Source organism: Faecalibacterium sp. Marseille-Q4896 (genome assembly GCF_017377615.1).
Lineage (GTDB): Bacteria > Bacillota > Clostridia > Oscillospirales > Ruminococcaceae > Faecalibacterium > Faecalibacterium taiwanense.
The window spans coordinates 12,183-32,881 of sequence record NZ_JAFREG010000003.1 but is presented as its reverse complement, the minus strand read 5'-3'; the positions used below and the strand labels follow the sequence as shown (position 1 = coordinate 32,881).

Annotated in this window: 22 protein-coding genes and 2 pseudogenes; 6 read left to right on the top strand and 18 right to left on the bottom strand. The window is 49.8% G+C overall.

Going from position 1 to position 20,699, the window contains the following annotated elements; translation table 11 throughout:
- Positions 1 to 8: 8 nt before the first annotated feature.
- The gene (gene mobQ, locus J3348_RS06330; protein WP_347565373.1) at positions 9 to 1,580 is read right to left on the bottom strand and encodes a MobQ family relaxase; all 1,572 of its coding nucleotides are present in this window, start codon (positions 1,578 to 1,580) and stop codon (positions 9 to 11) included.
- A gap of 269 nt (positions 1,581 to 1,849) precedes the next feature.
- The gene (locus J3348_RS06325; protein ID WP_005924694.1) at positions 1,850 to 2,173 is read right to left on the bottom strand and encodes a DUF3847 domain-containing protein; all 324 of its coding nucleotides are present in this window, start codon (positions 2,171 to 2,173) and stop codon (positions 1,850 to 1,852) included.
- A gap of 80 nt (positions 2,174 to 2,253) precedes the next feature.
- Between J3348_RS06325 and J3348_RS06320 the strand changes: the two genes are divergently transcribed.
- The 6 genes from J3348_RS06320 (at position 2,254) to J3348_RS06295 (ending at position 6,459) form a co-directional block, all read left to right on the top strand.
- Positions 2,254 to 2,793, top strand: a complete 540-nt coding sequence (locus tag J3348_RS06320; RefSeq protein WP_223383315.1) for a sigma-70 family RNA polymerase sigma factor — start codon at positions 2,254 to 2,256, stop codon at positions 2,791 to 2,793.
- On the top strand, positions 2,786 to 3,481 hold the full coding sequence (locus tag J3348_RS06315; RefSeq protein WP_005924698.1) for a DUF4367 domain-containing protein: 696 nt from the start codon (positions 2,786 to 2,788) through the stop codon (positions 3,479 to 3,481). The genes J3348_RS06320 and J3348_RS06315 overlap by 8 nt, the downstream gene beginning before the upstream one ends.
- A gap of 171 nt (positions 3,482 to 3,652) precedes the next feature.
- Positions 3,653 to 4,039: a hypothetical protein gene (locus J3348_RS06310; protein ID WP_223383317.1), complete on the top strand. Its 387-nt coding sequence runs from the start codon at positions 3,653 to 3,655 to the stop codon at positions 4,037 to 4,039.
- Positions 4,040 to 4,195: 156 nt separating this feature from the next.
- Positions 4,196 to 4,588: a hypothetical protein gene (locus tag J3348_RS06305; RefSeq protein ID WP_223383318.1), complete on the top strand. Its 393-nt coding sequence runs from the start codon at positions 4,196 to 4,198 to the stop codon at positions 4,586 to 4,588.
- Between the two features lie 11 nt (positions 4,589 to 4,599).
- Complete coding sequence (locus J3348_RS06300; protein ID WP_015536562.1) at positions 4,600 to 5,307, top strand: hypothetical protein; 708 nt, start codon at positions 4,600 to 4,602, stop codon at positions 5,305 to 5,307.
- 210 nt (positions 5,308 to 5,517) lie between these two features.
- Complete coding sequence (locus J3348_RS06295) at positions 5,518 to 6,459, top strand: trypsin-like serine protease (protein ID WP_207698574.1); 942 nt, start codon at positions 5,518 to 5,520, stop codon at positions 6,457 to 6,459.
- A 776-nt stretch (positions 6,460 to 7,235) separates the two neighbouring features.
- Here the strand turns inward: J3348_RS06295 and J3348_RS06290 are convergent.
- From J3348_RS06290 to mobC, 16 genes and pseudogenes are all read right to left on the bottom strand, one after another.
- A complete protein-coding gene (locus J3348_RS06290) occupies positions 7,236 to 7,517 on the bottom strand; it encodes a DUF6061 family protein (RefSeq protein ID WP_015536560.1) in 282 nt (93 codons plus the stop codon).
- An 89-nt stretch (positions 7,518 to 7,606) separates the two neighbouring features.
- Positions 7,607 to 7,924 (bottom strand): annotated as a pseudogene (locus tag J3348_RS06285) (toprim domain-containing protein); the annotation flags it as partial.
- A gap of 60 nt (positions 7,925 to 7,984) precedes the next feature.
- The gene (locus J3348_RS06280) at positions 7,985 to 8,716 is read right to left on the bottom strand and encodes a DUF4366 domain-containing protein (protein WP_207698572.1); all 732 of its coding nucleotides are present in this window, start codon (positions 8,714 to 8,716) and stop codon (positions 7,985 to 7,987) included.
- Positions 8,700 to 8,972, bottom strand: a complete 273-nt coding sequence (locus J3348_RS06275; RefSeq protein ID WP_207698571.1) for a DUF4315 family protein — start codon at positions 8,970 to 8,972, stop codon at positions 8,700 to 8,702. The genes J3348_RS06280 and J3348_RS06275 overlap by 17 nt, the downstream gene beginning before the upstream one ends.
- A gap of 12 nt (positions 8,973 to 8,984) precedes the next feature.
- Positions 8,985 to 10,742 carry a C40 family peptidase gene (locus tag J3348_RS06270; RefSeq protein ID WP_207698570.1) on the bottom strand — a complete coding sequence of 586 codons (1,758 nt, stop codon included), beginning with the start codon at positions 10,740 to 10,742 and terminating at the stop codon, positions 8,985 to 8,987.
- Positions 10,735 to 13,101 (bottom strand): VirB4-like conjugal transfer ATPase, CD1110 family, encoded by a 2,367-nt coding sequence (locus J3348_RS06265; RefSeq protein WP_207698569.1) that lies wholly within the window; start codon positions 13,099 to 13,101, stop codon positions 10,735 to 10,737. Before J3348_RS06265 ends, J3348_RS06270 begins: the two co-directional genes overlap by 8 nt.
- Positions 13,076 to 13,435, bottom strand: coding sequence for a PrgI family protein (locus J3348_RS06260; RefSeq protein WP_207698568.1), 360 nt, complete (start codon positions 13,433 to 13,435; stop codon positions 13,076 to 13,078). Before J3348_RS06260 ends, J3348_RS06265 begins: the two co-directional genes overlap by 26 nt.
- Before the next feature lie 15 nt (positions 13,436 to 13,450).
- Complete coding sequence (locus tag J3348_RS06255) at positions 13,451 to 14,317, bottom strand: VirB6/TrbL-like conjugal transfer protein, CD1112 family (protein WP_207698567.1); 867 nt, start codon at positions 14,315 to 14,317, stop codon at positions 13,451 to 13,453.
- A gap of 226 nt (positions 14,318 to 14,543) precedes the next feature.
- A pseudogene (locus J3348_RS14200) lies at positions 14,544 to 14,639 on the bottom strand (Maff2 family protein); the annotation flags it as partial.
- Positions 14,640 to 14,726: 87 nt separating this feature from the next.
- Positions 14,727 to 16,334, bottom strand: coding sequence for a recombinase family protein (locus J3348_RS06245; protein WP_005933734.1), 1,608 nt, complete (start codon positions 16,332 to 16,334; stop codon positions 14,727 to 14,729).
- A gap of 134 nt (positions 16,335 to 16,468) precedes the next feature.
- Complete coding sequence (locus tag J3348_RS06240; RefSeq protein ID WP_005946147.1) at positions 16,469 to 16,660, bottom strand: transposon-encoded TnpW family protein; 192 nt, start codon at positions 16,658 to 16,660, stop codon at positions 16,469 to 16,471.
- Between the two features lie 12 nt (positions 16,661 to 16,672).
- Positions 16,673 to 17,512, bottom strand: a complete 840-nt coding sequence (locus J3348_RS06235; RefSeq protein ID WP_207698566.1) for an ATP-binding protein — start codon at positions 17,510 to 17,512, stop codon at positions 16,673 to 16,675.
- Positions 17,509 to 18,249 carry a phage replisome organizer N-terminal domain-containing protein gene (locus J3348_RS06230; protein ID WP_006573561.1) on the bottom strand — a complete coding sequence of 247 codons (741 nt, stop codon included), beginning with the start codon at positions 18,247 to 18,249 and terminating at the stop codon, positions 17,509 to 17,511. Before J3348_RS06230 ends, J3348_RS06235 begins: the two co-directional genes overlap by 4 nt.
- Positions 18,239 to 18,433 carry a hypothetical protein gene (locus J3348_RS14195; RefSeq protein ID WP_006573562.1) on the bottom strand — a complete coding sequence of 65 codons (195 nt, stop codon included), beginning with the start codon at positions 18,431 to 18,433 and terminating at the stop codon, positions 18,239 to 18,241. The genes J3348_RS06230 and J3348_RS14195 overlap by 11 nt, the downstream gene beginning before the upstream one ends.
- A 174-nt stretch (positions 18,434 to 18,607) precedes the next feature.
- The gene (locus J3348_RS06225) at positions 18,608 to 20,227 is read right to left on the bottom strand and encodes a relaxase/mobilization nuclease domain-containing protein (RefSeq protein WP_207698565.1); all 1,620 of its coding nucleotides are present in this window, start codon (positions 20,225 to 20,227) and stop codon (positions 18,608 to 18,610) included.
- Complete coding sequence (gene mobC, locus J3348_RS06220) at positions 20,199 to 20,597, bottom strand: plasmid mobilization relaxosome protein MobC (protein WP_008818019.1); 399 nt, start codon at positions 20,595 to 20,597, stop codon at positions 20,199 to 20,201. Before mobC ends, J3348_RS06225 begins: the two co-directional genes overlap by 29 nt.
- Positions 20,598 to 20,699 lie beyond the last annotated feature (102 nt).

Genomic DNA, 20,699 nt, shown 5'->3' with positions numbered 1-20,699 from the left:
CTCCCTCCTTAAATCTCCTGTGTGTGATTTTTCGTTTCCGTTTTCTTTGTGGTCTGCGCCGCCTTGGCTTCTTCCAGCTTTTTCAGCACCGATTGCTTCTCCGGGGTCTTGCCGCCCGGTGCGGAAAGCTGTTGCTTATTCAGCACCATGTCAATATACTTGCGGATATTTTTCAGGGCAGAGACGTCCGGCTGCAAGGTTTCCAGTTTGGTACGCAGTTCTGCGCTGCCGGATTGCAGCGCAGAAAATTCGGCATCCAATGCCGAAACATCCACCGCGGTGCTGCCGTTCAGCTTCATCAGGGTGCGGACGGCTTTGTTGAATGATTCCAACTCGTCCTTGTGCTGGGCGGCATAAGCGTCCTTGGTCAGCTTGAAGTTCTTCTTGATAAAGGTATCATGGACAGGTTTCAGCTTGGCATGGACGGCGGCAGCATCCTTGATCTGAGCGATTGCCCGCATACGGTTTTCGTTCTGCTTCAACTGTCTGCGGAGTGGAGCGGCGGTCTGGTTCAGGTTAGAAATTGCAGTGTCCAAATCCTCGATGGTGTTCAGGGAATGGGCTTTCAGGTAGTCCACCGCCTGTTTGACTTCTTCAAAGTCTCGGACAGTGCATTTCAGTTTTGCCCTGCCAGACCAATCGCTGCGCTGCTCGTTGCGGAGGTTGAGGTAGTTCACCAGCAAATCGGACAGCGTGGGTTCCTTCGCCTTTTCCAGAGCGTCCAGAAGAAGTTGCTTCTTTTCATTCAGGTCTGCGATCCAGCGTTGCAGCCCACGAATCGCACTGCGGATGGACTGCATCAGGCTATTGGCGGCGCGAATATCCCGGTTCAGGTTGCCGAGAAAAGTTTCCACTCCACGCTTTTCCATCTGGTGTGCGGCGGGACCGAGATGCACGGTCGGTATCTGCTGGATGCCCTGTCGCTCAAAGGAGCGCAGGTCAACACGTTCCGGGCGGCCAGCCGCTTCCAAATAGCGGTTGGTAATGGTCTCCCAGCCATGCCGCCAGACCTCGGCATACTTCTGGTCGTTCCAGTCCACCGTGTTTTCCTTGTGGCACTTCCAGTTGCCGGAAGCGAGCCGGATGCGCTCACCGTTCTCGTCAAGGTCGTACACCTTTCTGGCTTTCGGGAGCCACTTGCCGTGTTCATCTATTGCCCGGAGCGTCAGCAGAATGTGAGCGTGTGGGTTTCCATCTCCCTTGTCGTGGATGGCAAAGTCGGCAATCATCCCTTTGGAAACAAACTGCTCCTGACAAAACTCTTTTATCATGGACAAATACTGCTCCTTCGGCACCTCCACCGGGAACGCCAGCACGATGCGCCGGGCAAGCTGGGAGTTCCACTGGTTCTCCACAGCTTCTACGGCGTTCCAGAGGGTCGCCCGGTCTGCATATCCGGGCGGCGCATAGGATGGCAGCATGATCTCAGCGTGGACAAGCTCTTTCTTCTTGTTGTAGAATTTTGTTCTCTGGTCGTACTCGCTGAACAGCCGTTCGCCGCTTTGGTAAGCGGCCCCGGCAACAGCGGACTGCCCTTGGCTGCGCTTGACGATGGTAATTTTGAAATGCGGACACGGAATAGGCATCACCCCCAAACAAAAAGACCGCCCAGCAAGATTGCTCTTGGTGAACGGTCTGGAATTGTATTCGGTTTTGCTCGCCGCCTTAGAACGGAGTGCCATGCGCTTCGATCTCAGGCGGGAGCCGCAAAAGGATAGCTGCAAAGCAGCGCAAGGAAAATGCAGTTTTCCTTGGGATGGAATCGGGCTGGCGCACAAACGCCAGCTTCGATTTCATCGAGCCGTCTGCAAGACCGCAATTTCACCGGAACGGTGTATAATTGCGCCCTTTATTCTAAAGGGTGCGGAACGCTGCGGCTTTCGTGCAGGTCGTGAATCATCTTTGCAAGAGCCAGCGCAACTTCCGGCTGACGGAACGCAATTTTCAGCAGCTCCATCACCTGATCGTTGGTGAGTTCTTCCGGCGCAATCAGAAAACTTTCCAGCATTCCGGCACGGGTACACAGCCGATGCACACGGGCCTTGCGGGTCAGCTCCGGTATCTGGTGTTCCAGAATTTTCTCCCGGTGCTGGTAGTAGCGCAGCTGCTGTTCTGCTTTGGCTTTCTCGCTGCGGAGATAGGCGAGATCGGTTTTCGGTTGGGTCAATGGCATCACGCTCCTTTTCAAAAGTTGGTTGTATTCGACATTTTTATTGGTTCGTGGTACACTACACACAATCAATGTGAATAGAGGTGACTGCGTTGCTTGCGTTATATCTAAGTGTGCTTGATGATCGAAACTTTGAAGAAGATTTTACCGAGGTGTACAATACATACAAACGGCTGGTTTACCATACCGCTTACAAAATCATGGATGATTCGTATCTGGCAGAGGATGTGCTACAAGAGGTATTTTTGTACGTTGCAAAAAATTTTTCTAAAATTCATCGAGAAAACTGTCACGAACTCGCTGCTTATCTCGTTAGTTGTAGTAGAAGCCGTGCATATGATATGCTTCGCAAACAACGAGAAGAATTGCTGGAAGATGTCCCAAACGAACCAGATGCCGCTCCGGTGCCGGATGATGCAGCAGTTAGCACCGATAACATTGAACGTCTAACAGAACTGATTGGCCAAATGAAACCGATGTACCGTGATCCGCTACGCCTTTTGGCAATGGGATATACAAACCGTGAGATTGCAAAATCGCTGGGATTAACGGATGAAGTGGTACGAACACGGCTCTTTCGAGGACGAAAACTATTATGGAAGGAGATGAACAGCCATGAGTGAGCGGACAGACATTTCATTTGATGCGGCTTTGATGATGGCACTTCGTGCAGATGCGCAAAGAGAACTGGATTCGCTTCCAACGCCAAAGCAGTTTGAGGAAATCTACCCAGATACGTCCCAATGGGACGAACGAATGACAGAGGCCTTAAAGAAGAAAAAGCACCACCCAGTGTTGAAACGAGTACTAATTGCGGCATTGACACTCGTAATGCTGACGGTTGGTGCTCTTGCGGTCAGCGCTGATTTCCGCAGGGCAGTCTATACGATGATTCAAAAATTTCTGCCCATTGAGATGCAGCTGACTTATCAGGTGGATGGCGAACCGCTGGAGTGGCTCCCGGATGGATACAGCGACCATTATGTGCCGAACGGCTTTGAAATGGACGATGTGCAGAAATTTGAGCGAGCAGAAAACTTTTTACATGTTTACTCGTCAAAAGAAACAGAGGAAAGCTACACAGTCCGTTGCTCAATTATCCAGCCAGGGCAGCAGTCCCTGTTTGATAATGAGCATACAGTGTACGAAACCGTAAAGGTCGGAGAAGCAGATGGTGTACTTGGAACCAGTACGGATGAACATGGAAAGAATGTTTATACTCTAAGTTGGGAACATCGGGGGATTACACATACCGTTATGGGAAACATTCCATACGATGAGATTATGAAAATTGCGGAAGGTATCCGTTAAGAAAGCTGGACACTTGTGAGAGTTCACAAATGTCTGGCTTTCTTTTTGTCTGAACTTACAAAGATGGAAAATTTGAAAAATTTTCTCCTGAAAATTGAAACGAAGCGAATGCGAATTGCGTTGATTATACAAAGGCTCTTGATGGGAGCAAAAAAACGGAGGTGTATGTCTATGTCGAAAAAGCGTTTGTTGTCCATTGTTGTTTCAGCGGTGATTCTCTTGAGCTTTGCCTGCACCGCAATGGCCGCTGAAAAGTCTGAACGGTATGTAGGCGATAGTACGGTCAACGGATCTATTTACCAAACATACTATCAGGTTGATGCCCAGACTCGAACTGGAGTAAAGAAAATCAGCGTTTCAGGCGTTCTCTATGAAAAGGGGACAATTGGAACATGGCAAAAAGTAAGTAGCTGCTCAAACAGCAGCACGACCTCAACCTGCATGGTGAGCAGTAGCTTTAACACTAAGCCCGGAAAATCTTATAGGCTTGAGTATTCTGCGACCTTTAGCTATTCCGATGGACGGAGCGAAACCATTACCGGAAGTACCAGTAGATAAGTGGAGTTTGTTATATATTTCAGCAAGTTAGAAAGGTGTGAGGTAATTATAAAGGCGAGACCAACGCGAGTTATCCGATACCTAGCTATAGTCGCACTGTGCTTGCTTTTGGGCTTTATGCTTGGAAGAAAAAGCAAATATGAAAAACGAGATTATTTGAAACAATTCAAAATTGGAAAAGCAACATACTCTGAATCGTTGATATATGAGGCTTATGGCGGATTGCAAAATGATGGGATAATGTTAGCGGTATACTACGATGTGGATGCAGCCAAAATTATTCATCAACTCGATTCATGGGAGAAAATTAATGATTCTCCAACCATATCTTCTATATTAAAAAATGTGTCGTCATATTTTGGATTAGATTTTGTGATTCCTGAAATTGCAAGTGGAAATTTTTTTCTTTATGATAATAGTCAGCATAAGGAACTACGCTCGGAAGCCGAAATGAATACATTGCTTTTACATTCTGAAGATGTGAATTTTAGTCTCGTTGTCTGGGATGATGAGAAGCACACAATTTATATAGTAGAGTACAGAATTTAAGGAGGTTCGTTATGAAGAGGTTCGTATCATTAATTCTTTCAGTGTGTTTTTTGTTTTCGATAAATACTGTGTCTTATGCTGCTAACATAAGCAGCCGTAAAGCTAGCAATCCTGTTATTCAAAGCATGAATGATAAGTATCATGTTGATTTTTCGGGAATGTCGATAGATGAATTAAATAAGTTTATCGATAAGATGAAAGATGAAGATCAAACACGTGCATCTGGAAATTTGTTAAATAATACACAGCTTGCATGGTTGGCAGCTGCGCAAATTGCACGGGATAAGGGATATGAATGTGCGGCTCTTATGGTTGAATTCTCTGTATATAATATTGACTATTCTGAGAGTGTGACGGATTCTTCGACGCCATTGCTTGACAAGTTAAACACGACAACAGTTTTTAATAATTATAAAAACAAAGTACTTAATAGTGGCTTGAAAGATTTTAGTGGAGGAAGTTGGTCTTTTACAATTCAAAAGTCTGATAATGCAGATTTATTCTATGCATTGCATAGGGTAAGCACCTCTGGAACAGGCTTCATGATTGGTAATTCTATAATGTATTACTTGATTACCGTTCATGACACATTTGATTTTGCATATGACAACAACTATGACGACTTGTTTACTACTACAGTGAACAATTGGGCTTGGTTGTGCCAGCAGACGCATGTGTTGAATCCCATAGAGATAAATCTTAGCACGGCTATTGGATAAAAAATCAGTGGTATTTATTTTTTTGCGAAAGTAAAAGTTGAAATCTAAAATAAGGATGGCTCTAACGTATGAAAAATTTTACGGAGGTGTTTCCAATGCAGAGCAACTGATGTATAAGAAATCTTGTGTATACTCTAAAAGTAAAGAAGGAAAATTAAAATAGCTAGTGAAAAAATATCTCGTAGAATTTTTTTGAAAGCAAGTGGGATTGTGGCTCTTTCTTCAATGGAGCTTAACTCTGGGCTGACTGCTTTTGCAGATAATCAAAGTGATGGAAGCAAATCTCATATCGAGAGATACCATAGATACGATTTTGATACAAAAGAAGAATCTATAGAGGAAATTATAGTTGAAACCAATTCCTTCACGGATGGAGAGACAACTGCAGGCTATTTTCCAAATGGAAAGATTTCGGATATTGATCTATCCGATCTGTATGCGATTATCGGAAGCAATGATATCACTGTTGTTGATAATCCAACGGCAACACCATATTGTAGTACGGTATGCCTACAGATAACGACCAATAATGGAGGGACAAATTATGGTTCTGGATTTATGATTGGGCCTAATGCACTTGCAACAGCAGCACATAATCTATACAGTATAAATCTATACAGTATAAAGGAAAAAGCCTACGTTAAGTCGGTAAATGTCGCACCTGCTCGATCTGATAATAGTAAACCTTTTGGAAGCGAAAATGTATCGGCAAGTTCGATGATTGTTAGTGATTCTTATCTTGCTGGAACAAGTTCGGAGGATTGGGCGATTATTACGCTCAAGAATAATTTAGGAACGAAAACGGGATGGCTTGGGTTACATTGGCAGTCTAGCAATTATTCATCATCACAGTTGGTGTATGCTTATGGCTATCCGAGCCAAATAAATGGTGCCGATGCGAGATATCGGATGTGTAAATCTTCTGGGTATATTAGAAGTCAGACTTCAAAATATCTCAAGGGCGATTGGGATTTGACAGGTGGCTTTAGTGGTGGTCCTCTTGTAGAATATATTTCTGGAGCTGGGTATGTAGCTATCGGAATCCATAAAGATGGAAGCACAATTGATGGTTCTTCATATCCAACTTCTTATACAGGGGCATTGAGAATAACACAATCGCTTTATACGCTGTTCCTTTCATACAGAGGTTGATAAAATGAAATGCAAACGGAAGATTATGGTTGGCATAGCATTTGTGGCAGTGGTTCTCTGCATTCTATTTCAATCGAATACATTCGGAAGAAAAAAATCGGAACTTATAATTGAAGAAGTTGACCTGAAGAACAATTGTATTTATGCGACTGCAAAAAATCAATTATATGATACGGATGACAATTATATAATTTATGGCGTATCAAACTACTTGAAAGGAAATCTTCAGTTGTCGTATCTTAAAGAAGGCGAAAGCATTCTTGTGATATCAAACGGTAAGGTGTTGCTATCAGATCCGTATCAATTTGATAAAATATACAGTATTCAACTGTTGCAATAGCGTTTCATTTTCTCAATAAATAATATAAGCTATTTACAGCTGCCTCCTCTGTTAAGTGGTGGTGCAGTGCTTATTCTCAATAACGATGCGATTGATGAAAATGATAGACCTTTTTGGAATTTAGAATTTTCTCAATAATCAAGCCCCCAAAATGGCAAACTTGAAATCATCGAGAGATACATAAAATATAGGGTTAAATCGACTTTCGTGTCGAAAAAACAAGTGCTAGAAATAGCAAAATCCATTGAATTTTAGAATGACATTTATAAGAAACCAGTAGATTTGCCTGATATTTGTGATTTCTTTGACCGTTGGGCCATTGATTTTGCACTACATTGATTTTGCACTACTATGAGCAAAGGAAAAACTTAAAATAAGCAAACAACCCGCCATTTGCAGCGACTGCAAGTAGCGGGTTGTTTGGCCTATTTAGAGGTTAGTCTTTCAGTTTGCCATGGTCACAGCCAAGTGAGAGATAATGCTCAATCTCACCACTCAGCACAAGCTGGACGCACTCCAAGGGCTTGTTGTATAGTAGCCAATCAAGTTCAGCTCGCTGTGCCGGGGTATTGCCGTATTCGTCCTCGATGGCAAGGCAGTCAATGGCAATGGCAGAGCCATCAGCGAACTGGGCTTCCGCTCGGTTGGTGTCCATATTATAGTGCCAAGAACGTGCTTTTTGAGAACTATTCTGGTCAAAAATTCGATTTTGTTTCATTTGAATGCCCTCTTTGATGCTTTTATGATTTAGTTTTTTGACGAGATGAGGTCTCTTTTTTCTTTCTCTTGAGTCACCCAACCGCACTATCCTGCATCGCAACTGTTCACGATGCTATCCACATCCGGGCGGTGCATCAGCTTTTGCAGGACACCAAATTGCTTTTTGGTGGACGCAGACACCAGATACTGCCACTTTTGCGGCAGGATGGGCAAGTCTGCAATGCTCCACTTGACGTATTTGGCATCGTAGACATTGGGCGGTGCCAGCTCTACCAGATGACCCACGCACCAGCTTACCAGATAACCGTTGCCCTCAAGGTATCCATCCTGACGTTTGGTGGCACCGAGAACCTTGGCGTAGGACATGGCTACGGACGGTTTTTCCGCCACGATCAATTTTGCGATAAGAATCCCTCCAATCTGTTTCTGATTGCAATATGTACGGCGGCAAACGCCGCCTTAAAATCAGATGGGTTCGGTATCTTCCTCACCGGCTTCTTCCGGTTCATCCTCCACAGGAATTTCAAAATCGCCCTTGTCCTCGGTGTAGTTTGCATCGGGGTCAAGGGCTTCTTTTTCTGCCTGCTTTTTCTGCTTCTGCTTCATAAAAGCGTAGATGCTACCGCCAGCAGCTAGACCGACCAGAGCCAGAACGCCTAAGAATGTGGCAGCATACTTCGTAACTTTGCTGCCACCAGCCTGTTCCGTGCTGGATGCCGCCGCTTCTTCCGCAGCGTTTTTCGCATCTTCCTCGGCCTGTTTGCGCTCCTGCTCTGCCTGCGCCGTCGCTTCCTTTTCAGCGGTATAAGCATCAGCGGCATCTTCTTCCATCAGTGCCAGCAGGTCGGCTTCGTCCACCAGATTCATAAAGTGAACAGTCTGCTGCCCCTTGGCGTTGCGGTCGATGACCAGATAGAACGTATTGCCGGACTTACTGACCAGCGTGATGAACTGCTGCCCGGAGCCGTCCGAATAATTGGTGTGGTAGTCATCCACCAGCGTCAGATTGCCCTCCGGGGTCAGTGCGCCGGAAGTTTCGTCCGTGACGGTAACAGCATCTTCTTCGCTGCTGTCCGTCAGGACAGGCTGCTCGACTTCTTCAACAGGCTCGCCGCCATAGGCAAATGCGGGAGCCGCCATACCGACACACAGCACTGCCGACAGCAGCAGTGCGCCGACCTTATTCATCATCTTCATCCGAATCTTCCTCCTTGCTGAATGTGGCACCGACTGCGGACAGCGCAGCCGGGTTCGGGGTGGTGGTGGCTGACTGCCGCAGCAGGGCGGCGAGCTGTTCCGGCGTGACCTTGGCCGTGCGCACCATCTCGTTGACCTCGGCGGCTTCGGCCTCCTGAATCCGCCGCTCCAGACTTTCGATGCGATTGTTGATCTTGATGCGCCGTTCCTTCTCTTTTTCCAGTGAAGCGCGCAGTTTATCGAGTTTTTCGCTCATATTGTCCTCCTGTTATTTGGATAGCCGCCCGAATCCTGACAGGTATTTCTGCCAGTAGGACGAGTGGATATTGGCGTACTTGATGGGGTCTCCGGCACTGACCATCATACCGTTTCCGAGATATATTCCAGTATGGCTCATGCCGGGGGTGTCGTAGGTGCCTTTGAAGAAAACCAGATCTCCGGGCTTTGCTTCTGCTTCGGAGATGTGCTGGCATTTATTCCAAAGACCGTTGGCCGTGGTGCGCCCGACATTGTAGCCGTTCTGGTTGTAAACCCAACAGACGTAGCCGCTGCAATCGAAGCCGGTTTCCGGGGTGGAGCCGCCCCACACATAGGGCGTACCCACATACTTTTGGGCTTCCTTGTAGATGGCGGCAAATTCGCTGTCGGTCAGTGCTTCTGCCGGCACCTGATAGTCGATGCCCGGTGCGCCGGAGCCATCGGAGCCACCGGGCGGCAGACCGCCGTTGAACAGGTAGGGTCTGCCACCCAAGGTATCCTGAAAGATCTCGTACCGTTTCCACTGGTCGTTGTCCAGTTCCTCCCGGATGACTACCTCCAAGCCACGGTTCACCAGCTTGGTGTGGAAGATGCGGTACTCATAGGGCACCTGCGTAGGAATTGGGATTCCTGCCGGGCTGATGACCCACACGGTCTTATACCGTATCTGCACCTCCACCCATGTGGTCAGCTTGTACTGCTTCTTGAAGGTTTCCTTCAGCTTGCCCTGTACCTCCGACCGGGTGTAATCGTCATACAGAGTCGTGAGAAAAGAGGTCAACTGCCACGGGTCATGCTCGATGGCATCCAAATGATACTGATACTCGTTGTAGCCGGGGTGGTCGGTGGGGATGCGCTTGATCTTTTTGTCCAGTTCCTTTTCCAACTTCTTGTAGTCCTGTTCTGCACCACGAATATCCCGGTCCTCGGCAGAGTACATGGTCTGCCCGGATACCTGCGTGGTGCCAGAGAACAGAATGGAACAGGACGAAAATGCCGACATGACCAGCAGCAGGAGCAAAAGAAAAACGCCCACGATCACCAAAACGTGTGCGTTGCTCTTTGCAAAATTGGCAATGCCGTTGACGGCAGTGCTGACAGCCGACTTGCCCTTATCAATGACCTGCTCTACACCGGACTTAGTGGCAGATGCACCGCTGGATGTGGTCTTTTGCCCGCCAGCGGTCTGTGCTGCGGTGCCGCCCGACCGGGCAGCAGCATAGTAGCTTTTGCGAACGTCCTGTTTCTGCCGCCACCGGGAAAGCCAGTTGGAACCACCCTCGCCGCTGTCACTATGAATGACGTTGGCCTCTCCTGCATTTTGTACCTTGTCCGGCTCATGGGCAGAAGATTTTGTAGCTCTGAGCTTCTTTTTTGCTTGGAGCTTGGCTTTCTTCTTGAGCTTACGAGAATAGCGGCTTTTGGAAAAATCCGCAGCAGATTCTTCTGTTTTCAGTCCCTCGTTGAGAGCCTGCGTGCCGACATTATCATCCTCATACTGGTCAACTTCCCGGTGAGCCGCAGACCGGGCAATGGCCGAAGCGTACATCTCTCGTTTCTGGGCTTTTGTCATGCGGGATGCTTCGTCCGGAGTGATCTCGGCTTTGCCAAAGCGTAGATGTTGTGCTTTTTCGGCAGCTTTGTCGGCATCCAGTTTCAGTTTCTTTCGGGGCTGGGTCTGCTCCATCTTTTCCTTTTTCGGAGGGGAGCGTGTTGCAGTGCGCTCCTTGTCCTCCTCAAATTTCAGTTTCGGCTGTTTCTTATTCATGTTTTGCCTCCACAACTTCCGACAGGCGGGTGGTCAGGATGCGGTACAGCTCAAGGTCTTTCGGAAAATGATCCACAAAAGGAAGAATGACATTGCCAAAAAACAGCAGCCCTTCGCCCTCGCCGGAGTGGGTCACATAGGAAAGCTGATGGGGCGAAATATTAAGCTGTTTCGCAAGAATCTGCCGGTCGCCGTTGGCCTGATTCAGCATATACACAAAGTCCGAGTTCTCGAAAATGTTCGATACTTCGGGGCTTGCCAGCAAATCTTTGACGTTCTGCGTTAGGGCTGTCGGGATGCCGCCCCACTTACGGAAACGTTTCCAGATCTCCACGGAATAGGCGGCTGTCTGCTCGTCTTTCAGCAAAAGGTGGAACTCATCGGCGTAGTATCGGGTCGATTTGCCAACGGAGCGATTGGCGGTCACACGGCCCCAGACCTGATCCTGCACGATGAGCATACCGAGCTTTTTCAGCTGCTTTCCCAACTGCTTGATGTCATAGCAGACGATGCGGTTGTCGATATCCACGTTGGTGCGGTGGTTGAAGATATTCAGACTGCCCTTGACGTAGATTTCCAGAGCAGCTGCAACATGATGGGCTTCCGGCTCATCCTGCGTCAGCAGAGCATTGTAGAGATCTTCCAGCATCGGCACGGTTTCAGGACAGGGGTGCTCAAAGTAAGGAGCATAGATTTTGTGGACGCAGCGGTCAATGACCGTTTTCTCCACAGGCTTCAACCCCTCTTTGCCGCCGACTACAAGTTCGCAAAGGGAAAGAATAAAATCGGCTTTCAAAGCCAGCGGATTATCTTCCTCGGAGTAGTTGGCATTGATGTCCATCGGGTTGATATACTGGGTGCTGGAAGGGCTGATATGGATGACCTGCCCATGCAGACGTTCCACCAGTGGAGCATACTCCGACTCAGGATCGCACACAAGAATATCGTCATCCGTGACGAGAAAAGCATTGCAAATTTCTCGCTTTGCGCTGAACGACTTGCCAGAGCCGGGAGTGCCCAGAATCAGACCGTTGGGGTTTTTCAGCTTTTTGCGATCCACCATGATAAGGTTGTTGGACAGGGCATTCAGGCCATAATAGAGGGCTTCTTTGCCATTGTCGAACAGTTCCTGCGTGGTGAACGGAACAAAAATCGCTGTGCTGCTGGTGGTAAGGCCGCGCTGAATTTCGATCTGGCAGTCAGCCAGCGGCAGCGAGGACATAAGCCCCTGCTCCTGCTGAAAATCCAGCCGGCACAGTTCGCAGTTGTGCTTCTGGGCAATGCTGACTGCCTGAAACACGTTGGTTTCCAGTTCCTGCTCGGTCTTGCCGGTGTTCAAAACCAGAAAAGTGACAAGGAACATCCGCTCGTTCTGGCTCTGCAGCTCCTTCAAAAGTGCCTTGGCATCCCTGCCGTAAGTCGCCAAATCGGACGGAAGCACGTCCATATCGTATCCGGCGCGGACGGCTTTTTTCTGCTCTTCGATCTTGCTGCGGTCGAGTTCGGTGATGGTGTGCTTGATGGTTTTGATGGCCTTGTTCTGGTCAACAGACTGGATGTGCATGGTAACGATCTGGCTGGAATCCATGTCCAGAAAATCCTTCAGCAACTGGTCACTCAGGTCAGAAGCCGTGATATTCAGGAAGCTGACCGCCCCGAAGATGCCGCCCATCTGAAAGGTACGGCTGTTCTTAAACGCCAGTGCAGTGGGTGCAATGGCATCCTTTACGGAAAGGCCGCTTTTTACAAGGTCTTTCCAGTTGAAGTGGAACTTGTTGGCACCGTCCATGTTCAGCATCCCGTGCATCAGCCGCAGGCGCTCCGTACCGTCCAGCGGCTTTGCCAGAACGCCCAACCTGTGAAAGTTGTTCATCAGGTCGTTCTGGATGTGCTCCAGCCGCGGCTTGACCTGCGCCATGCTGTCGCCCTCGATGCCGTAGGTCAGGAACTTGGTCTTTGTCAAGCCGTTGTTGCCCTTGGAAAGCTGCTGCCGCAGCATCTGGCTGTACTCGGCGCGCACATCGTCAAAGCCATCCTGCTGGTACGGGATGCGGATGGACTTCTCGAAGTCTGCCGAATCGGTGGCGGTATTCACAAAGGACAGCTCAAAGTGGATAGAGCTGTCGAAAAAGTTGAGAAAACTGCACCATTCCTCAAAAATGGCGGTCTTATCCTCCTGCTGCGCCAACTGATAGTTGATATCCTGATACTGGATGGTGCGGGTGTAGTAGCCGGGACGGACACGGCAGGTGCCGTCCTCAAACATCCGCTGGAACGGGATGCTCTCCTGTGCCGTGCGGGGCACCGTGGACTTGGGCGGCTTTTTGCCATCCTTATTCTTTTTCAGAAACGGAATCACTGGAACCCTCCTTCATCAAAATCGAATAATAGTTATTAGTTTGGTACGGACGTACCTTCGGGCGAACAAAGCGCGCCTGAAAGTAGTACCGCAGAATCTTTTCGGCGGGCTGACCGTTCTTCTGGTACATGGCCAGAAAGAACATGGGCAGCATCACCGCCATCATGCCAAGTGTAGCGCCAGAGTTGCCTGCGGTATCCCGCAGAATAAAGAACAGCGGCACGCCAACGACTGCCGCTGCACCAAAACAGACGAGCTGCCGGGCGGTCAGGTTGAAGGCCACTTTGGACTTCACCTTGCTGAAGTCACGCGGCACGGAAATATAAGCTGCCAAAATTTCACCTCCGAATCAATGGGCACCCAGCAGAGTTTTGGCGACAGAGCTGGTCTTGAACAGCGAGAAGCAGAGCAGCACGGTATACCCCACGATGCTCCAGATCGAGTTGATGGCATCCCCGGATATGGCGACATTCTGAAGCAGAACAGCGTAGATCGCCACGCAGATCAGGATCAGGAACCCCTGAAATCCCAGCGCAAACAGAGAACGAAGATAATTCTGCCCTACATGGGATTGTTCGTGGTTGCCCCATGTTGCCATGGGCACCGGGGCAAGGCTGACCATCATGTAGATTTCAATCATTCTTCCGTAGACGATGACAAAAATCACAATGGACAGGATGCGCATGGTGATACCGATAAAGAAGGACTGCAAGAATAACCCGAACAGGGGGCCTACGTCCATGCTCATCATGCTGGATTGCAGCATGGAAAGACCAATGTCGTTGACCCTTGTGTTGCCGCTGATGATGCCGCTGGAATTTGCCACCACCTGCTGCGTCACATCGAACACCGCCATGATGATGTCGAAAGTGTTGGAGATCATCCAGACCGAAATGGCAGTTTTGAAGATCCATTTCATCAGCAATGCAGGCTCAAATTGTGCCATGTTGTTGTGCTCTGTTATGAGCTGAATCAGCTCATAACAGGCAATAAAGGTCAAAATCACGCCTGCAATGGGCAGCACCACATTGCGGGACAACGCCTCGATCATAGCAAAAACGCGCGGTTCAAAACTGGATGGTTTGGTGCCCACCTGCTGGGCGATACTGCCCACTTGGGTGTTCACATCATCGAACAGGCCGTTGAGATTGGACATGATTGCCGCTGTCAGCAGTGACTTGATCCAATCGGAGATTGCTTTGAGAACTGTTTCCACTCAGTGCCACCACCCATCAAGAAAAATGATTGATCAGGGTCTTGAGCAGGTTGAGCAAAAAGATAATGTGCGTCAGAAACTGCATAAAAATCGCCTCCATTTCAAGTAACAGTGAATATTCGTTTTGCAATGAGCTTCCTTTGTAATAAAGAATCCGTTTGCCACGGTGGGGCTGAAAGCTGCTTGCAAGTAATATGTAAGGGCGGCAAACGCCGCCCGGAAAAGATCAGCCGAACAGACCGCTCAGCAGGGGCACCAGAGTGATACCGATGAGTGCAACGCCGCCGCCAGCCATCAGCTGCTTCATACCCTGACTCTTTGCTTATGTGTGATAAAGAAGTAATAGAAGTGTAAAAAATTTTGCCTTTCCTATCCGATACTTGCCTTTGATATCGGATAGGGCGGGCGGTCATTCGGGCAAGTCCACTTTGCCGACGAAAGAATAGTAAATCTCAATATCCTGTCTGCGTGTGCCGTTTTCATCGTAGCTGCACTCATGCACAACGATTTTCTCTACAAACTCACGCAAGAGGGTGTGGGTCAGTTCTTCAAAGTTCATGTGCTTGCGGACAATGTTCATAAACTTTTCTGCGTTTACGGTAGCTTCCTGTGCTTTGGAAAGCTCCGCCTGTATTCTGGCAACACGCTCTTTCAATTCCTGCTGTTCGGCTTCATAGTCTGCCGAAAGCTCCGTGAAACGCTCGTCAGAAATGCGACCGCTTACGCTGTCCTCATACAGCCGCTTGAAAATAGCGGAAAGTTCACCGATACGCTTTTCGGCAGCTTCCAGTTCCTTTTTCTTGGCGGCGTTCCGGCGTTTGCCGCCGTCCTCGTTCTGCTCGATCAGCAGCTTCATAAACCGGGCTTCATGCTTTGCCGCATAGCTCGTCACTTTCCGTAGATTGGAGAGAACGCCCGCAGTCAAAAGGTCGGTGCGGATAAAATGTGCGGTGCAGTCATGGGTGCGCTTCTTGTAGTTCCCGCAGATATAGCAGTCCTGTTTCCGCTTATCGGTCTGGTAACGCTGCTGATACATGACGCTGCCGCAGTCCGCGCAAAAGAGCATACCAGAGAACAAGCCCACTTCATCATAGCGGTTCGGACGCTTGCGCTGTTTGCGTAATTCCTGCACACGCTCCCATGTCTGGGTGTCGATGATAGGCTCATGGTGGTTCTCGAAAATTGCCTGTTTCTCAATGGGATTTTCTATGCTGTGCTTGGTCTTGTAGGACGGTTTCTCCGTCTTGAAGTTCACCAAACAGCCCATGTACTCCCGGTTTTCAAGGATATGCACCACGGTATTTGTCGCCCATTTGCACTCATAGCCGGGGTGATAGCGGCGTGTGCTGCCCGTCCTGCGGTATTCCAGCGTTCCCGGCGTTGGGATTTCCTGCTCGGTCAGCATACGGGCTATCTTGGTCGGACCGTTCCCGGCAAGGCACAGACGGTATATCTGCTTGACCACGGGTGCGGCTTCCTCGTCAATGATGAAGTTTTCGTCCTCGTCCATGAGGTAGCCGTACACGGGTTTGCTCGTAACAGGCTTGCCGCTCATGCCTTTTGACCGTTTTACAGCTTTGATTTTCTTACTCGTATCTCTCACCAGCCATTCGTTGAAAATGTTCCGCAGAGGGGCAAAATCATTGTCGCCCTGTGCGCTGTCTACTCCATCGTTGATGGCGATAAAGCGGACGCCTTTTTGTGGGAAAATCATCTCGGTATACATTCCCACCTGCAAGTAGTTTCGCCCTAACCGTGACATATCCTTTACGATAACAGTAGCCACTTTCCCGGCTTCAATATCCGCAAGCATGGATTGAAAGCCCGGTCTTTGGAAGTTCGCACCAGAATAACCATCGTCCGTGTACCAGCGCAGATTGGAAAAACCGTTCTGCTTTGCGTAGGTTTCAAGAATACGCTTCTGGTTGGAAATGGAATTGCTTTCGCCTTGCAGCTCGTCCTCATGGGATAGTCTTGGATAAAGGGCAGTGATTTTCTGGGTGGTCTGTCTTAACATAAAATCCTCCGTTTCCGACAGCCAGCCCCACTATTCCGTATTTCGATTATACCACATGGGGCGGCTGTCTGTATAGCGGCTTCTGCTTCTTTACCGCCCGGTAAAATGACGATTTTTCTGTGCGGCTTGTAGCGTTAGGGCGAAAGCTGGGCTTTGTGTCCTGCGGCGGCTTCCGCCTCCAGCACTTTCATCATCTTATCGGCTGCGGTGTCGGTGGTATCTTTTTTGAAAAAGCCGGAAACGACAAGGACGGTGTTGCCCATGCGGATCTCTGTCACGCAGTCCGGGCGGCGTTCCGGGGTGGTGTTCTGCTTGTTCTCTGCCATAGGCAACTCCTTTCATTTCATCAATTCTTTTAGTCTGTTCAGCTTGGCTTGCGCCGTTTCACGGCGGAAGTTCTCTCCCGTAAAGAGGATAGGGGCGCACATTTCCAAAAGGCGGTCATAAATCCGGGCATGGGCGGTGTCCAGCGGATTTTGCAGGCTGTCCAATGTCAGATTGGTGGTAACGATTAAGGGCTTGCGGCTGCGGTAGCGGCTGTCAATCACATTGTAGACCTGTTCTAAACCGTACTCTGTGCCGCGCTCCATTCCAAAATCATCAATGATAAGCAGAGGAAAACGGCAAAGACGCTCGATATACTCGTTGCGCCCCTCAAAGCTGGCGGTCAGGTCATTCAAAATCGCAGAGAAGTTCGTCATGCGGACAGCGACTTCCTGCTCCATGAGGGCATTAGCGATACACCCGGCAAAATAGCTTTTTCCTGTGCCGACCTTGCCCCATAGCAGATAGCCGATATTTTCCTCGCGCATGATTTCCCAATGCTCCACATAGAAGTGTGCAATCTCCATTTGCGGGCATTTCCCGTTGTCGTTGGCGAAAGTCCATTCCTGCATGGTAGGATTGGTAAATCCCCGGCGTTTCAAGTCCTCCACGGTGTCAAGGTGCTTTCTGCGCTGTTCGGCGGCTTCACGCTCCAAACGCTGGGCTTTCTGGCAGTCACATTCTGCCGGGTGGCGGTCACGCCCAAACAGGGCGGCTTGCTTTTCCGGGAAGTAGACTTCTTTCGGAGTGTGACACTTGCCGCAGTAAAGCAGTCCGTCCTCGCCCGTGTAGTCCTCCGGCTGTGGGGTAACAGCCGTCATATTCAAAACTCGTTCTGTAAACAGATTACTCATAAGCTCTCGCCCTCCTTGCAGGTGTATTCGGGTATGCCCTGTTTCGGGGCAGCCTTTGCGGTATCGTCTGCCGCCCATCTGCGGATAGTGGCGGCGTGGTTTTTATATTTCTTGCCCGTGGACGCGATATAGCCGGAAAGCCGCTCAATGTAGTACGCCCATTTTTCGGGTAGCTCCGCTTGCAGTTCGGAAAGCTCCGTATCAGTCAGAAATACATTCTCATATCTGCCACAGCTGCGGGCGAGGGCTTGTCCCTTTAACTCTCCCTCTTTTTCTAACTCTATATCTATCTCTTTCTTTATCTCTATCTCTGGTGGACGAATGTCGGACAAATGTCCGCCATTTGTCCGCGGCGGCAAAAGTGCCTTATTTTCAAGCCTTGCGGCGCGTTTCCGTTCCGCTTCGGTAGAGGATTGACCGATCATCAGTTCGATGTCGGTCATATAAAGCAGCCCGCAGTCAAGCTGCTCCACAAGCCCTAACTGCTGGAAGATGGCTAATGCCCGTTCCACCGTCCCGATTTGGTGACGGGTCAGCGTGGCTATCATCTGGGCGGTATAGGGGATATGCTCGTCAAGCTGCAATCTGCCGCCATTTTTCAGCGATTTTAAGTACAGCTTCAAGAGGATATTGGAATACAAAATCCCGTCTTTCATGTCCTCCAACAGCACAATGGAATCGCTGTCGAAGAAGTTTTCTTTCAGTTTGAGGTAGTAATATTTGCGGTTATCTGCCATTGGCGGTGTCCTCCCTGTGTTTCCATCTCTTAGAGAAATACCGGGGGCAGAGGACGATAATCGCCCGGAAGCTCTGCTTGCAGCCGTGTGTGCAGCCCCGGCAAAGGTCATTGTAGGTAATACGGTTTCGGTGGTTGAGGAAAAAGCTCCATTCCAACCGCCGCTTTTTGCTCATGCGTGGCATTTCTCGCTCCTTTCTGCCGTTTCCGCTGGTATAAGCGGATAGGTCGGTAAAAATGTAGTTTCTCGGTGTCATTTTCGGGGATTTCCTGCGCTGTGCGCCCCGTTTCAAAGGTGGGCAGTATTGCGGATAGGGTGCAGGGCATATCCCTGTTTTGGTATCGTTTCGGGGCGGTTTTTAACGCTCATGTTCGTGCTTTTTCTCTCTGTCTTTCTCGCCTTGCAGGATTTGAGAAAGATTGCTTTTCACGGTATGCAGCTCCTTGACACGGGCTTTTTTCTCCCGGTATTCGTTGTAATGGGCGTTCTTTTCGGCGGTAAGCTGCTCGATTTCCGCTTGCAGGGCTTTATGGCTTGGCAGCTTGGAAACGCCATGCGCCCGGAAATAACGGGCGGCAGCGTCCGCTATGATAAAATCGCTTTCGTGCCGTTCCCGATAGGTGCTGCGGGCTTTCTCCGTTTTCTGTGCTTTCAGACCGTCACGGGCAGGCTTGGTCTTGGCATAGGCAAGCACCTGTGTCTGAAGCTCCTTTTTCTCCCGGATAGCAGCGTCCAGGGCTTTCAGCTTGGCGGTGCTGTCCTGTAAATCCGCATTGGCAGATACCAGGGCTGCGTCCAGCTCCTCCGGCGAATAGCCGTACTGCCCGTAGGCGGCAACGGTAGCCGCCATTTGTTTCAGATTGTGGACTGCCGCCCAGCGGTCATAGCCCGCGCCCTTTCCCTCCGCTCGCTTCGCTGCCCGGTCAACCATGCGCTGAATACCGTCCTTTTCCGGGGTGGTTTGGACAGCTTTTTTGCCCTGCAAACGCTCCCTTATGTTGCGGGGGTATTCGGGTACGGTTGCGGTCTGCTCGGCGGCTCTGTGGGCGTTCTGTTCCAAAAGGGCAAGAACGGCAGCGCGGTCAAAATCATCTCCCAGCTTGCGGGCGGTAATGGGCATTGTCCTGTCCGGCGTGAGGTAGGATAGCCGCCCTCGGCTCTCCTTGACAGTCACGCCCTGTTGCAAGAGAACGGCGGCGAACTCGCCATAGCTTGTGGCAGAGGACAGCGCGGTGCGTATGGCCTGCCGCAATTTTTCCTTGTCTGTTTCAAACTTCGTGGGCTTGGCTGGCTGCTCCTCGGCTGGCAAGGCGGCAGCTTCCTTGTCCAGCTTTGCCTGCCCTTTCCGCTGCGCCCAATACTCACGCTCGGTAATGCGGTTTTTGCTGCCATGCAAAAGGTCGATTTGATAGAGATTTTCCCGGTGGCACAGCTCCATGACTTCGACTTTGAAGTATTCCATCGCCGCGTCTGTGCAGCGGTGTTTGCACCCGGCGCGGGTGTCTGCCGGTCTGTCCATGTAAGGCAGGAACGGAACTTCCTCTATCCGCAGAGAATTGATAACGATATGCACATGGATATTGCCGCTGTGGTTGTGTCCGTCCGGGTGGGTGCAGACAATGGCTTGGTGTCCGGGAAACTGCTTCCGGCAAAATTCCTCGCCCAACGCCTGCGCCCGGTCTACGGTCAAACCGTTGTCCACCGCGTCCCGTGGGTCAAAGCTGATAATGTAGTGGTGGCTTTTTACATCTTCCCGCTTCTGGTTCTTCCCATAGCGGAGATTGGAGCGCATACAGGCAACGGCAAAATCCTCGTCGCCGCAGTTCAGCGTGGCTATTCGATAGTCCTCTCTGAGCATGAGCCGCCCGTTTTCATCAAGGGTGGGCTTCATGGTAAACTCGTCATGTTCAAAGGTGAGGTACTGCTCGGCTGCGCCATAGTCCGCATTTTTAGAGCTGATATGTTTGAATGTTGCCAACAGCGTCACCTACCTTTCGCAGGACTTCAAACTTCAAGGCAGCAAGGTCAGAAATGGCGGCGCGGACTTCAACGGACAGGGCGTTGTATGGTGTGCCGTACTCGTTGAGGGCGCGGGCAATCTGATTGAGGTTGCCACCGATTTTTCCGTATTCGGCGGTCAGCCTGCCAACGGCGGACAACAGTTCATCATTGACCGGGGAAACGGTAACGATGGGGCGAATGGTCGCCCGTGTAATGGCTTGCCGGATAAATTCGGATTGGCTCATGTCATAGTGTTTCAGCCGCTCGGTAAAGTCGGCGTATTCTTCCTCGGTCATGCGGGTTTTGACCACATGGCAGCGGTGGGGCGTGTTGTATTTTTTCTTCAAGCGTCGACCTCCTTTCTCGCCCGACAGGGCGCATGAGCAGGGTTTGGGGAAGGCACTCCCCAACAAGATTTACCAAAGGGGGCAAAACCGCAGATATGCGGA

Excerpts from the sequence above, each read along its gene's own strand:
- J3348_RS06325 (WP_005924694.1), bottom strand. The coding sequence starts at position 2,173 with ATGCCATTGACCCAACCGAAAACCGATCTCGCCTATCTCCGCAGCGAG.
- J3348_RS06315 (WP_005924698.1), top strand. The coding sequence starts at position 2,786 with ATGAGTGAGCGGACAGACATTTCATTTGATGCGGCTTTGATGATGGCA.
- J3348_RS06310 (WP_223383317.1), top strand. The coding sequence starts at position 3,653 with ATGTCGAAAAAGCGTTTGTTGTCCATTGTTGTTTCAGCGGTGATTCTC.
- J3348_RS06300 (WP_015536562.1), top strand. The coding sequence starts at position 4,600 with ATGAAGAGGTTCGTATCATTAATTCTTTCAGTGTGTTTTTTGTTTTCG.
- J3348_RS06290 (WP_015536560.1), bottom strand. The coding sequence starts at position 7,517 with ATGAAACAAAATCGAATTTTTGACCAGAATAGTTCTCAAAAAGCACGT.
- J3348_RS06280 (WP_207698572.1), bottom strand. The coding sequence starts at position 8,716 with ATGAAGATGATGAATAAGGTCGGCGCACTGCTGCTGTCGGCAGTGCTG.
- J3348_RS06275 (WP_207698571.1), bottom strand. The coding sequence starts at position 8,972 with ATGAGCGAAAAACTCGATAAACTGCGCGCTTCACTGGAAAAAGAGAAG.
- J3348_RS06270 (WP_207698570.1), bottom strand. The coding sequence starts at position 10,742 with ATGAATAAGAAACAGCCGAAACTGAAATTTGAGGAGGACAAGGAGCGC.
- J3348_RS06245 (WP_005933734.1), bottom strand. The coding sequence starts at position 16,334 with ATGTTAAGACAGACCACCCAGAAAATCACTGCCCTTTATCCAAGACTA.
- J3348_RS06240 (WP_005946147.1), bottom strand. The coding sequence starts at position 16,660 with ATGGCAGAGAACAAGCAGAACACCACCCCGGAACGCCGCCCGGACTGC.
- J3348_RS06235 (WP_207698566.1), bottom strand. The coding sequence starts at position 17,512 with ATGAGTAATCTGTTTACAGAACGAGTTTTGAATATGACGGCTGTTACC.
- J3348_RS06230 (WP_006573561.1), bottom strand. The coding sequence starts at position 18,249 with ATGGCAGATAACCGCAAATATTACTACCTCAAACTGAAAGAAAACTTC.
- J3348_RS14195 (WP_006573562.1), bottom strand. The coding sequence starts at position 18,433 with ATGCCACGCATGAGCAAAAAGCGGCGGTTGGAATGGAGCTTTTTCCTC.